The 12,911-nt window shown below is 66.4% G+C and carries 12 protein-coding genes; 9 read left to right on the top strand and 3 right to left on the bottom strand.

Translation table 11 applies throughout. The features are described 5' to 3' along the window. The first annotated feature begins 32 nt into the window (after nt 1-32). From N4S67_RS26725 to N4S67_RS26715, 3 genes are all read left to right on the top strand, one after another. Complete coding sequence (locus N4S67_RS26725; protein WP_390893535.1) at nt 33-956, top strand: sterol desaturase family protein; 924 nt, start codon at nt 33-35, stop codon at nt 954-956. Nucleotides 957-968: 12 nt separating this feature from the next. After that, nucleotides 969-2,375: an NAD(P)/FAD-dependent oxidoreductase gene (locus N4S67_RS26720; RefSeq protein ID WP_260996065.1), complete on the top strand. Its 1,407-nt coding sequence runs from the start codon at nt 969-971 to the stop codon at nt 2,373-2,375. Between the two features lie 225 nt (nt 2,376-2,600). Beyond that, the gene (locus N4S67_RS26715) at nt 2,601-3,290 is read left to right on the top strand and encodes an Rv1815 family serine proteinase (RefSeq protein ID WP_260996064.1); all 690 of its coding nucleotides are present in this window, start codon (nt 2,601-2,603) and stop codon (nt 3,288-3,290) included. Here N4S67_RS26715 and N4S67_RS26710 read toward each other — a convergent pair. Further along, complete coding sequence (locus N4S67_RS26710; protein WP_260996063.1) at nt 3,281-3,730, bottom strand: nitroreductase/quinone reductase family protein; 450 nt, start codon at nt 3,728-3,730, stop codon at nt 3,281-3,283. The two genes, N4S67_RS26715 and N4S67_RS26710, sit on opposite strands and share 10 nt — an antisense overlap. A gap of 112 nt (nt 3,731-3,842) precedes the next feature. Here N4S67_RS26710 and N4S67_RS26705 point away from each other — a divergent pair, with 112 nt between their 5' ends. The 5 genes from N4S67_RS26705 to N4S67_RS26685 are packed head-to-tail and all read left to right on the top strand — an operon-like array spanning nt 3,843 to nt 7,574. Next, a complete protein-coding gene (locus N4S67_RS26705; protein ID WP_260996062.1) occupies nt 3,843-4,529 on the top strand; it encodes a TetR/AcrR family transcriptional regulator in 687 nt (228 codons plus the stop codon). A 33-nt stretch (nt 4,530-4,562) separates the two neighbouring features. Next, nucleotides 4,563-4,913 (top strand): ArsR/SmtB family transcription factor, encoded by a 351-nt coding sequence (locus N4S67_RS26700; RefSeq protein ID WP_260996061.1) that lies wholly within the window; start codon nt 4,563-4,565, stop codon nt 4,911-4,913. After that, a complete protein-coding gene (locus tag N4S67_RS26695; RefSeq protein WP_260996060.1) occupies nt 4,900-5,544 on the top strand; it encodes an SRPBCC domain-containing protein in 645 nt (214 codons plus the stop codon). The genes N4S67_RS26700 and N4S67_RS26695 overlap by 14 nt, the downstream gene beginning before the upstream one ends. A gap of 45 nt (nt 5,545-5,589) precedes the next feature. Beyond that, on the top strand, nt 5,590-6,066 hold the full coding sequence (locus N4S67_RS26690; RefSeq protein WP_260996059.1) for a VOC family protein: 477 nt from the start codon (nt 5,590-5,592) through the stop codon (nt 6,064-6,066). A 2-nt stretch (nt 6,067-6,068) separates the two neighbouring features. Further along, the gene (locus N4S67_RS26685) at nt 6,069-7,574 is read left to right on the top strand and encodes an FAD-binding protein (protein WP_260996187.1); all 1,506 of its coding nucleotides are present in this window, start codon (nt 6,069-6,071) and stop codon (nt 7,572-7,574) included. Here N4S67_RS26685 and N4S67_RS26680 read toward each other — a convergent pair. Together N4S67_RS26680 and N4S67_RS26675 are read right to left on the bottom strand one after the other, a co-directional pair. Then, nucleotides 7,571-9,481 carry an ABC transporter ATP-binding protein/permease gene (locus N4S67_RS26680; RefSeq protein WP_260996058.1) on the bottom strand — a complete coding sequence of 637 codons (1,911 nt, stop codon included), beginning with the start codon at nt 9,479-9,481 and terminating at the stop codon, nt 7,571-7,573. The genes N4S67_RS26685 and N4S67_RS26680 overlap by 4 nt on opposite strands. 48 nt (nt 9,482-9,529) lie before the next feature. After that, entirely contained in the window at nt 9,530-11,167 is a 1,638-nt protein-coding gene (locus tag N4S67_RS26675; protein ID WP_260996057.1) for an FAD-dependent monooxygenase, read from the bottom strand. Between the two features lie 20 nt (nt 11,168-11,187). Between N4S67_RS26675 and N4S67_RS26670 the strand changes: the two genes are divergently transcribed. Continuing rightward, nucleotides 11,188-12,825, top strand: a complete 1,638-nt coding sequence (locus tag N4S67_RS26670; protein ID WP_260996056.1) for an acetolactate synthase — start codon at nt 11,188-11,190, stop codon at nt 12,823-12,825. Nucleotides 12,826-12,911: the final 86 nt, after the last annotated feature.

Raw genomic sequence — 12,911 nt, 5'->3', positions numbered from 1 at the left:
GGGCGGTTAAACTCGCCTCCGGAGGTTTTGCCATGGAGGCGGGTGTGACCGCGATTCGCGAGTTTCTCGACGTACTGCCGCCGCAGATGCGTGACCCGGTGTTGTTCGCGATTCCGTTCTTCCTGTTGTTGCTGATCGTCGAGTGGACGGCGGCGCGCAAGCTAGAGCACGTCGAGGACCGGCCCGCGCCGGGCGCCTTCCATACCCGCGACGCATGGGCCAGCATCTCAATGGGCCTGGTGTCGGTCGCGACCATGGGCGCATGGAAATTCCTTGCGCTGCTGGGCTATGCGGCCATCTTCGCCTATGCCGCTCCATGGCATCTGCCGTCCACCGCCTGGTACACGTGGGTGATCGCGATCGTCGGGGTCGATGTGCTGTTCTACGCCTACCACCGAACCGCTCACCGAGTGCGGCTGATCTGGGCCACTCACCAAGCCCACCACTCAAGCGAGTTCTTCAACTTCGCTACCGCGCTGCGTCAGAAGTGGAACAACAGCGGCGAGATCCTGATCTGGATTCCGTTGCCGCTCCTGGGCGTTCCGCCATGGATGGTGTTCGCCAGCTTCTCGCTCAACCTCATCTACCAGTTCTGGATTCACACCGAGCGCGTCGACAGGCTTTGGCGGCCATTCGAATTCGTCTTCAACACCCCGTCTCATCATCGCGTGCACCACGGGATGGACGCCGAATACCTGGACAAAAACTACGGCGGCATATTCATCGTGTGGGACCGGCTGTTCGGCTCCTTTCAACCCGAGGTATTCCGCCCGCGCTACGGGCTGACCAAACCGGTCGACACGTTCAACATCTGGAAGCTGCAGACCCGCGAATACGCGGCGATTCTGCGTGACGTGCGCGCAGCACGGGGCTGGCGTGACCGGCTCGGCTACGTCTTCGGACCGCCCGGCTGGCAGCCGGTCGAAGGTCGTGCGCCCGCCGACGCCCACGCCTGAGGCGCGGCCGCCATGCAGACGGTGTTCGACGCGCCCGTCAACCCCGCCCTGATCAACCGCGCCCTGGCGGCCAGCCGCTTCGAGTCGATGTGGCTGGACATTCCGAGACCGACCTACCCGCCGCTGACCGAGAGCACCTGCTGCGATCTGCTCGTCGTCGGCGGCGGCTACACGGGTCTGTGGACGGCGCTGCATGCCGCACAGCGCGACCCCGGCGCGCGAATCGTCCTCATCGAGGCGCACCGCATCGGCTGGGCCGCATCGGGACGCAACGGCGGTTTCGTCGACGCCAGCCTCACGCACGGTACCGAGAACGGAACGACCCGCTGGCCCAACGAAATAGACACGCTGACAGCGATGGGCCGGCAGAACCTGGACGGCATGCAAGCCGACATCGAGCAGCTGGGTCTGGATACGGAGTGGCAGCGCACCGGCATGTTGTCGGTGGCCACCGAACCGCACCAGGTCGACTGGCTTGCAGAGGCCGCGGAGAACGGAGAAGGACGGCTCCTCGACGCCGGCGAGGTACGCGCAGAAGTCGACTCACCCACCTACCGGGCGGGCCTCTTCAGCCCGGACACGTGCGCCATCGTTCACCCCGCCAGGCTCGCGCTCGAACTGGCTCGCGCGTGTCGAGATCTCGGCGTGCACATTCACGAACACACGAACGCAACGCGGCTGCGCTCAGCCGGGACAGTGCTGCACGTGGACGCAGGCGATGCAGCGATCTCGGCCAGGCGCGCTGTGCTCGCGACGAATGTGTATCCCAGCCTGGTGCGCCTCAACCGGCTTCGCACCGTTCCGGTGTACGACTACGTGCTGGCGACCGAACCGCTCACCGACGCGCAACTGGACCGCATCGGTTGGCGGGGCAGGCAGGGAGTCGGCGACTGCGCCAACCAGTTCCACTACTACCGCCTGAGCATGGACAACCGCATCGTGTGGGGCGGCTACGACGCGATCTACCACTTCGGGCGCAGGCTCGACGCCGGCTACGAAGACCGGCCTGCGACCTACCGTCGGCTCGCGGCGCATTTCTTCATCACCTTCCCGCAACTCGACGACGTGCGGTTCTCGCACCGCTGGGCGGGGGCCATCGACACCAACACCCGGTTCTGCGCGCACTGGGGGATGGCGCACGGGGAGCGGGTCGCGTACGTGAACGGGTTCACCGGCCTCGGTGTGGGGGCGGCCAGATTCGCAGCGGATGTGTGCCTCGACCTGTTGGCGGGCGGCAGCACGAAGCGCACCGAACTGGAGATGGTGCGCAGACCGCCACTGCCGTTCCCGCCCGAACCGCTTGCCAGCCTGGGCATCCAGGCGACGCGCTGGTCGCTGGATCGGGCCGATCATTCCGCGGGACGTCGCAACGTCTTGCTGCGCACACTCGACGCGCTCGGTCTCGGGTTCGACTCCTAGGCCGTAACGCCAACGGCGCCAACCACGCCGACGGGCCGTGGGGTCGGGCGACCTGGCGATCGTCGGTGTAACGCCGCGGCTTGTCCGTGCGATGGGCAAGTGACGGTGCAGGTTGTCGAGGGTTGCTCCGGGTCGGGTGCGGTCGCCGATTCGCTCGCTCGGGTGCGGGAGTCCGTGATCCCTCAGTAGCCTGGACACTTTGACACGTGAGGATCGGAGACCGTAGTGCGCAGACGATGGTTACGGGTCCTCGCGATGGCGGCCGCCACAGCCGCGTTGGCGCTGACGTCCGCTCCCGCACAAGCCACTCCCGGCGTGGTCGTCCATCCAGGCATGGAGGTCCGTCAGGACACGAACGTGTGCACCCTCGGTTTCGTTGATCCGCAGGCACGGGTGGCGTTCACCGCAGGCCATTGTCGAGGCAGCGGATCCGTCGGCGACAGAAGCGGCAATGTCATTGGCACACAAGCCTCTTTCCGTGACAACACGCCGGACGGCACGACCATCGACACCAATCACCAGATCGCCGACTGGGAGGCCATCACTCTGGCTCCCGACGTGATGGTCAACAACATCCTTCCGAATGGCCGGGCGTTGTTCGTCGATCCCGCGATAGTGCCGGCGCCGGGCCTGCCGGTCTGCCATTTCGGGGTCGTGACGGGCGAGAGTTGCGGCACCATCCAAGCCGTCAACAACGGCTGGTTCACCATGGCCAACGGTGTGGTGAGCCAGAAGGGCGACTCGGGCGGGCCGGTCTACGTCACCACGCCCGACGGCCGGGCCGCGATCATCGGGATGTTCAACAGCACGTGGGGCCAGTATCCTGCGGCAGTGTCCTGGCAGGTCGCCAGCCAACAAGCCAGTCAGGACGTCATCTCCGCGACATCGGCCAACATCGGCGCGGCTCACCCCTGAGGCCGGGGTAGGAGTTCGAAAACCGGGATGGTCGGCGCCGCCGCACGCAATTCGTCGTCTGAGGACTGCGGCGTCAAGCCGCCGACGTGTCCTTTCACCTCCCAGAACCAGCGGTCCAGATAGGGTTTGAGCACGCCCGGCTTGGCGGCGTCGGCGACCTCGCGAAGGCTAACCTCGCGCCGGTTCCATCGCGGTCCAAGCTCGACGACGCCGGCGGCGCGCGCATTGCGCGCCCACTGCGTGGCGCCGCGGGGCGAGACCAGATAGTCGCGGCCGTCGACGGTAAGCAGGTTGACCACTACTTTGCGCCGCTTGCCGGACATGCGCCCTCGCACACTCAAGGCCGTCGTGCCCGCGATGCTGATCCCCATCTCGGCCAGCCGGCGGAACACGTCGTTGAACGCCCGCGTCACCAGGTTCGGCTCGTCGTATCGAATCATCGGGCTTCCTTCCACGCGGATAGAAATAGAGAGCGGTGCTCTCTCATGGAGCATCGCACAGCGTTGTGCGTAAATCAAGAGCAGTGATCTCGTTTCATGGCACACTGAGCCCGTGGGCAAGCGTCAGCAGTCTCGCGAGCGGATCGAGAGCCGGATCATCGAACTCGGCCGCCGCCACCTCGTCACGGAAGGGGCCGCAGGGCTGTCGCTTCGTGCCATCGCGCGCGACCTCGGCATGGTGTCGTCGGCGGTGTACCGCTACGTGGCCAACCGCGACGAACTGCTCACGCTGCTCGTGGTGGACGCGTATACCTCGCTGGCCGACGCGGTAGACCTGACGCGTGGCGCCGACGAGGCCACCTGGCGCGACGAACTTCTCGCCATAGCTCACGCCGCGCGCCAGTGGGCCGTCGCGCAGCCGGCCAGCTGGGCGCTCCTCTACGGCAGTCCCGTACCCGGCTACCACGCACCGAGGAGCCGCACGGTCGGGCCCGGCACTAGGGTGGTCGGCGCGCTGTTCGATGCGGTGTCCACCGGCATCGCTTGTGGCGATGTTCCGGCGACCAAAAATGCTGTGACGCAACCGCTGTCATCAGACTTCGACCGGCTGCGCGACGAATTCGGCTTCGCCGGTGACGATGTCGCGGTGGCCAAGTGTGTGCTGTTGTGGGCCGGACTCATCGGCGCGATCAGTCTCGAGGTATTCGGTCAGTACGGACCTGACACGCTCACCGATCCGAGTGCCATGTTCGACGTTCAGGTCAGGTTGCTGGTCGACATGCTGACACTAAAGTCTTGACTTATATAAGTATCAACTTTTATTCTCGGTGGTGTGCACGCGTTCGACGTCCTGGGCGACCCGGTGCGTCGCCGCATACTCGAACTACTCGCCGACGGTGAGAAGGCGGCGGGCGAGATCGGCGCCACGATTCAGGACGAGTTCGCCATCACCCAGCCGGCTGTCTCACAACATCTGAAGGTGTTGCGGGACAATGGCTTTACTACAGTGCGCCCCGAGGGGCAGCGGCGGCTGTACGCGGTCAACGGCGCCGCGCTGCGCGACGTCGACGCATGGCTCGACGGCTTCCGTCGCTTCTGGACGCCGCCGCTCAATGCGCTGGCCACTGAAATTGCCCGAGGTAAACGACAACGCAGACAAGGGAGGCAAGATGCTGGAAGTTGACGTCGACCACCAGATCAACGCGGTACAGCGCAAGGTCGGGACGAAAACCATTGACGCCGGCCAGGCTGACGTGGTGACCATCAGCCAGAGTTACGACACCGACGTCGCCGATCTGTGGGACGCAGTGACGAACGCCGATCGCATCCAGCGGTGGTTCCTGCCGATCTCCGGCGATCTGGAGCTCGGTGGCTCCTATCAGTTGGAGGGGCACGCCGGCGGTACGGTCCTGACGTGCGATCCGCCCAAGAACTTCACCGCCACGTGGGAGAGCGGGGGCAAGGTCAGTTGGATCGACGTCACCGTCCGCGACGACGGGCCGAACCAAGCCCGGTTGATCGTCGAGCACATCGCCGAGGCCGGCGATGACATGTGGGATCAGTTCGGTCCCGGCGCGGCCGGAATGGGGTGGGACTCGATGTTTCTGGGGTTGGCATTGCACCTCGCGACCGGCCGGGCGGTCGATCCGGCCGTCGGTCAGCTGTGGACGGCCACCGACGATGGTCGGCGCTTCCTCACACTGTCGGGCGAGCGCTGGTACCAAGCCGATGTCGACGCCGGCGCAGACCCGGCATCGGCGCGGGCATCAGCGGATCGGTGCCTGGCGGCCTACACAGGCGAGGCCGAAAACTAGAACACGTTCTAGCCAAGGGGCCGACGCGGCGATATCCTCGTGGCGATGCATGCCCAGACACCTGTCCAGATTGCGTGGGTGACGCGGGACCTCGACGCCACCGAAAAGGCACTGACCGCGTTGTTGGGCGCCAAGAAGTGGGTTCGGATGCCCGGCGTCGCCTTCGGACCGGACTCGTGCACGCTGCACGGCCGCCCGGCGGATTTCGTCGCCGACATCTCGTTGAGCTACGCCGGTGACACGCAGCTCGAGCTGATCGCGCCGGTGAGGGGCGACAGCATCTACACCGAGTTCCTCGCGACCGCCGGGCCCGGCCTGCACCACGTCTGCGTCGAAGTCGACGACGTCGAGGCGGCACTGCAAGAACGTGGCGCCGAGGTCGTCCAGCGCGGCGTGATGCCCGGCGGGATGGAATTCGCCTACGTCTCCGCCGCCGGCGCGGGGGTGCCCTACATCGAACTCGCCTACATCCCCGACGAGATCAAGTCGTTCTTCGAGTACGTGAAACAGGAGCAACAGTGAGCATCAGCGACGAGCGGCCCGCACGACCTGGCGCCACCGAGGCGCCGGAGACCATCGATGCCGCCGAGGTGTCGTCGTGGTCCGACGAGGTCGACGTCGTGGTGATCGGCTTCGGCATCTCCGGCGGGTGTGCAGCGGTCAGTGCGGCGGCCGCAGGGGCGCGCGTCCTGGTGCTGGAGAAAGCAGCGGCGGCCGGAGGGACCACCGCGATGGCAGGCGGTCACTTCTACCTCGGCGGCGGCACCGAAGTGCAGACAGCGACGGGCCACCAGGACAGCGCCGAGGAGATGTACAAGTATCTGGTCGCCGTGTCGCCCGATCCCGATCACGACAAGATCCGCGCTTATTGTGAGGGAAGCGTCGAGCACTTCAACTGGTTGGAGGACTTGGGTTTTCAGTTCGAGCGCAGCTTCTATCCCGGCAAGGTGGTCGTGCCGCCCGGTACCGAAGGTCTGTCGTACACGGGCAACGAAAAAGTGTGGCCGTTCCTCGAGCAGGCCAAGCCGGCGCCACGGGGGCACTCCGTGCCGGTACCGGGGGAGCTCGGCGGTGCGGCGATGGTCACCGACCTCCTCGTGAAGCGCGCCGACGAACTCGGTGTGCAGATGCGTTACGAGACTGGGGCGACCAACCTGATCGTCGACGAGGGGGCTGTCGTCGGCGTGCGCTGGAAGCACTTCAGCGAGACAGGTTCGGTGCGGGCCAAGTCGGTGATCATCGCTGCGGGCGGATTCGCGATGAACTCGGAGATGGTGGCACAGCACACGCCTGCGCTCGGGCAGAAGCGCCGAACCAAACATCACGGCGAGGTAGAGCCCTACATCCTCGGCAACCCCAACGACGACGGACTGGGGATCCGGTTGGGCGTCTCGGCGGGCGGCGTGGCGACGAACCTCGACGGCCTCTTCATCACCGCGGCGGCCTATCCGCCGGAGATCCTCCTGACGGGCGTGATCGTCAACAAGGACGGGAAGCGGTTCGTCGCCGAGGACTCGTATCACTCGCGCACGTCGGCGTTCGTCCTCGAACAACCGGAGCAACGGGCATACCTGATCGTCGACGAGGCACACATGCAGATGCCCGAGATGCCGCTGATCAAGTTCATCGACGGCTACGAGACCGTCGCGGAAATGGAAGAGGCGCTGGGCATTCCGCAGGGCGCCTTGGCGGCGACGTTGGACCGGTACAACGAGCACGCAGCGCGCGGCGAAGACCCCGACTTCCACAAGCAAGCGGACTACCTCGCCGCGCAGGACAACGGCCCGTGGGCGGCGTTCGATCTGTCGCTGGGCGTGGCGATGTACTCGGGCTTCACCATGGGCGGACTCGACGTGTCGATCGACGGCGAGGTGCTACGGGAGGACGGCTCACCGATTCCGGGGTTGTATGCCGCCGGTGCGTGCGCATCGAACATCGCCCAGGACGGCAAGGGCTACGCCAGCGGAACACAACTGGGCGAAGGGTCCTTCTTCGGCAGGCGGGCAGGCGCGCACGCGGCGCGGAACTAGACCGGTACCGGCTCGTCGCCCCCGACACGGCCGAGGCGCCACTCCCCGCCGCCGAGCAGCTGCAGCTCGCGCTCGTGATGCTGTTCGACGGTGGGGCGGTGGCTCACGCTGACGACGATGGTCTGGGGCAACTCGCGCCGCAACAGTTCATACATCGTGAACTCGAGACCTTCGTCGAGTGCCGAGGTGGCCTCATCCATGAAGACCGCCTGCGGCTTCTGCAAAATCACCCGCGCGAAGGCGATCCGCTGCTGCTCGCCCGGCGACAGAACCTTCGACCAGTCCTGGCCCTCGTTGAGCCGGATGACGAGATGCCCCAGCGCCACCTTGGCCAACACCGTTTGCAAATCCTCGTCGGAGATCGTGCCGGGTTCGGCTGGGTAGGACACCACCGCGCGCAGGTCACCGAGCGGCACGTAGGGGAGCTGCGACAAGAACATCGTGTTCTCGAGCGGGCACTTCATGTGACCGGTTGTGTAGGGCCACAATTGGGCCAGGCTGCGCAACAGCGTCGTCTTGCCGGTGCCCGACGCGCCGGTGATGACCAACGTCTCGCCGGGGTCGAGATGCAGGTCGAGCGGCCGCACCAGCAGATCCCCGTCCGGTGTCCGGACCTCGACGTCAGTCAGTGAAACCGTTCCGTCAATACAGTTCTCGGTGGCCAACACCGGTAGCTCACGCGCGCTCTCGTTGGCGATCACCATGCCGTGCAGACGAATTATCGCGGCTCGGTACGCGGCGAAGTCGTTGTACGCGTTTCGAAAGTAAGACAGGCCGTCGTGCACCTGAGTGAACGCCGTTGACGACTGACTGATGGTGCCGAGCAGGATCTCGCCGTTGAACAGCCGCCCCGATTGGATGATCATCGGCAACGGATTGATGGCCTGACTCATGGTGAGGTTCCACCCTGTGAAGCCGATCGTGCGTGACACGTAGCGGCGGTAATTGGCGATCGTCTCGCCGAACCGGCCCCTCAACTGCACCCGCTCGGCGCGTTCACCGCGGTAGAAGCTGACCGCCTCGGCGGTGTCGCGCAGGCGAACCAGCGCGTAACGGAACGCCGCGTTGAATCGTTCGTTGAGGAAACTCAGCTGGATCAGTGGCCTGCCGATCCAGAAGGCGATGACCGTGGCGACCAAGACGTAGATGATCACGATCCAGAACAGCGCCTTGGGCAGTGTGTAACCGAACAGCGACAACGGCCCGGACAAGCCCCAGAGAATCGTCGCGAAGGAAATGACAGACAGCACCGACGCGACCGAGCCGAACAGCAGCGGAACATTGGTGCCGTACGACGGGATGTTGGGCGTCTGGCCGTAGCCGGTGGTGAAGATGTCGACGTCCTGTTGAATGCGCTGGTCGGGATTGTCGATGGTCTGGCCGATGAAGCGGCCACGGTAGTACGCGCGGTGGTCGAGCCAATCGCCGGTGAGCCGGTCGGTCAGCCAGACGCGCCAGCTGATGATGAATCGCTGCAGGAGGTAGATATCGAGCATGGTGCGGGCGACGTGCAGGGTGGCCAGTACAGCGAAAACCAGAAGCGACAACCAGAAACCGTTGATGCCCGACTGCCTGACCGTGTCATCGCCGCCACTGAGACCTTGTACGGCGATCTGCATCGCGTCGTATACGTCTTTGCCGTAGTAGCTCAGAAGGACGTCCAGGCGGACCCCGGCCACCACCGACAACATCAGCACCGCGAACAGGCCCCACACCGGCAAACTTTTGCGGCCCTTGAAGTAGTCGCCCGTGATACGCCAGAACTGACGGCCCCACTTGGTGAGCACTGCGAGCAGGAAGCAGACAATGAGCACCCCGACCATCGCAAAAGCCCAGTGCTTGGCAATCCAGATCAGGGACGGGACGAGCTCGTTGCCCCAGTCGATCGACGGCTTGAATGTCTCCAACGGACGCTCCTGTACGGGGCGCCCGGCGACGCCTCTCAAGCGGCGAAGCTACCCCAGCGCCGCGAATGTTGCGCGGAGGTGGTCGCCGAGCGCATCGACGTCGACATCCTGCGCCGCGTAACCGAGGTAACCGTCGGGCCGCACGACGTACGCCGAGCGCTCGGCGACTGCGTAGGCCTTCGCGAATTCGCCGTCAGCGTCGGAGATCACCGGCAGCCCGCTCGGGGCGATATCAGCTTTGGGAGCGACCAGCAGGTATACGTCGAGACGGCCGTGCGCTGCGGCAGCTGCGGCGCCGGCGGCGCGCTCGAGCCGTTGCACCTCGTCGCGACCAGCGTTCGTCCCCGCGTACAGCAGCAGGGTGTGCTCGGTTCCGAACAGAGTGAACAGTCTCACCGGATGTGTGACCGCGGCACGGGTCAGCCCGGTCGCGTCCGGGGCGCGGGTGCCTGCACCCGGCGCGACGAGGACGCTGTCGGCGTAGCCGATGAGCAGCTGGGCCTCTCGGCGGATGACGAAGTCCGGGTCGTCGGAGTCGGCGCCGATGCCCTGGCGGGCGCTGCGCACGGTTCGCCCCACGACCTCTTCTCCCACCGGCCTGCGCTCGGCGTCGTAGCTGTCCAGTAGGGCTGGTGTGGCGCGGCCCTCGACCGCGAGCGCGAGCTTCCATGCGAGGTTGTGCGCGTCCTGGATGCCGGTGTTCATGCCTTGTGCGCCCGTAGGCGGGTGGATGTGTGCGGCGTCGCCAGCGACGAAGGCCCGCCCGCGGCCATAGGCGTCGACGATGCGGTGGCTGATGCGGAACACCGACGACCACCGCAGGGCCCCCACTGTCGTCGGCTCGGGAGCGAGCCGGTCCAGCACCGCCTGGATGTGGTGCAGTTCGGGCGCGTGGGTGCCTTCGAAGCCGTGCGCGACGCCGTCGCGGGACGACGCTGTGGCGAGGTCGTCGGGCACGAGCATCGACATCCGGTAGCGGTTGTGCCGGCGATGTGGGGGCGCGCGGAGAGCATCAAAGGGAGGCAGCGGGATGCACACCAGGAGGTCGTCGGGGGTGCCGTCGCTCTGGTGCATGGCCCGGATGGCGTAGCCCGGCGGCATCGACCAGTCGCCTTCGACGTCGCCGAGCATGTACTGCTCCTGGAAGGCCGCCCCTTCGAAGGTGAGGCCGAGGGACTTACGCACGACGCTGTGCGCACCGTCGGCACCGACAAGGTAGAGCGCCCGCACCGTCTGATCGCCGTCGGCGGCGGCCACCGTGGCGGTCACACCGTCGGCGTCCTGTTCGAAGCCGGTGAGTCGCCATCCGCGCTCGATGCGCCCGCCGCGGGCGGCCAGCTCGTCGCGCAGGATCTGCTCGGTCGCGTACTGCGGGATCGCGATGAAGCCGAACGGCACGTCGCCCGGCACAGGAAAGTCGACCTGCGCGACGCGCTCGCCGTTGACGTAGAAAATCTGGCCACGCATCTGGGTCGCGGCGTCGAGGATTCGGCGCAGCACACCCATGCTCTCGAACACCTCTAACGTACGAGGTTGCACACCAACGGCTTTCGCGTACTTCGGCGGATCGAGCAGCGGATCGACGATGTGGCAGTTCACACCGCGGCGGATCAGTTCGATGGCGGCGGTCAGGCCGACCGGACCGGCTCCGGCGATCAAAACTTGCGTCAGCAATGAGTCGGACACGCCTGATTATGCTTCCCTACATGAGCATTGGGGCTCCCTCTTCGGTGAACGCTGGACATCTGATCGCCCGACGATTACGCGCCAGTGGCATCGACACGATCTTCACGCTGTCGGGCGGCCACCTCTTCTCCATCTACGACGGTTGCCGCGCCGAGAACATCCGACTGGTGGACACCCGTCACGAGCAGACCGCCGCGTTCGCCGCCGAAGGCTGGTCCAAGGTGACCCGTGTGCCCGGCGTCGCGGCGCTGACGGCCGGACCCGGCGTGACCAACGGGATGAGCGCAATGGCCGCCGCACAGCAGAATCAGTCGCCGCTGGTGGTCCTCGGCGGCCGGGCGCCGACGCAGCGCTGGGGTCAGGGTTCGTTGCAGGAGATCGACCATGTGCCGTTCGTGGCACCGCTGACGCGCTTCGCCGCGACCGCCGACTCGGCGGATGCGGTGGGGCCGCTGATCGACCAGGCGCTGCGGGCAGCGGTCGGCGCGCCCTCCGGTGTCGCGTTCGTGGACTTTCCAATGGACCACGTGTTCGGCGAGGCGCACGACAGCGGTGCGCCGGGTGCGCTGACCCATCCGCCCGCCGTGGCCGAAGCCGACGGCGCGTCGCTCGACATCGCCGTCCGGTTGCTGTCGGACGCGCAGCGACCGGTGATCATGGCGGGCACCAACCTCTGGTGGGGACACGCGGAGTCCGCGCTACTGCAGTTGGCCGAGACGCTTCGCATCCCGGTGCTGATGAACGGCATGGCCCGCGGTGCTGTGCCGGCCGATCACGAGCTCGCGTTCTCGCGGGCTCGGTCAAAAGCGTTGCGAGAAGCCGATGTTGCGGTCGTCATCGGCGTGCCGATGGACTTCCGGCTCGGTTTCGGTGGCGTGTTCGGAACGGAGACGTCGCTGATTGTCGCCGACCGCGTCACACCCGGCCGGCCGCATCCGCGCGAGATAGCCGCGGGGCTGTACGGCGATCTCTCGTGCATTCTGGCGGTGCTGGAATCGGCAGCCCACGTCGATCACGAAGCGTGGATCGCCGACCTGCGGGCCGTCGAGGCGGCGGCCAGGGCAGCGGAGACGGCCGAACTCAGCGATGACCGCACGCCGCTGCACCCCATGCGCGTGTACGCCGACTTGGCCACCATGCTGGACCGCGACGCGATCGTCGTCATCGACGCGGGAGACTTCGGCTCGTATGCGGGCCGCGTCATCGACAGCTACGTACCGGGCGCATGGCTGGACAGCGGACCGTTCGGCTGCCTGGGCTCGGGACCGGGCTACGCGTTGGCCGCAAAGCTGGCCCGGCCGGACCGCCAGGTGGTGCTGTTGCAGGGCGACGGCGCGTTCGGCTTCTCCGGGATGGAGTGGGACACGCTGGTGCGCCACGGTGTCCAGGTGGTGTCGGTCATCGGTAACAACGGGATCTGGGCACTCGAGAAGCACCCGATGGAGGCCCTCTACGGCTACTCGGTGGTGGCCGAACTGCGCCCGGGCACCCGCTATGACGAAGTCGTCACGGCGCTGGGTGGACACGGTGAACTGGTATCGACGCCCTCGGAATTGCGCCCGGCGCTCGAACGGGCGTTCTCGGCCGGCCTGCCTGCGGTGGTCAACGCGTTGACCGACCCGACGGTGGCGTATCCGCGCCGCTCCAACCTCGCCTGAGGCACCCACCCCTTTTCGCCGCGACCCCGCTCGAAATCGGTTGGACGGCTGCGCCGGTTCAGTCCGCATCGAGTTCGCCACGTAGG

Source organism: Mycobacterium deserti (assembly GCF_025345615.1).
Classification (GTDB): Bacteria; Actinomycetota; Actinomycetes; order Mycobacteriales; family Mycobacteriaceae; genus Mycobacterium; species Mycobacterium deserti.
The sequence above is the reverse complement of the archived record's forward strand: the minus strand, read 5'-3'. Positions and strand labels throughout refer to the sequence as shown.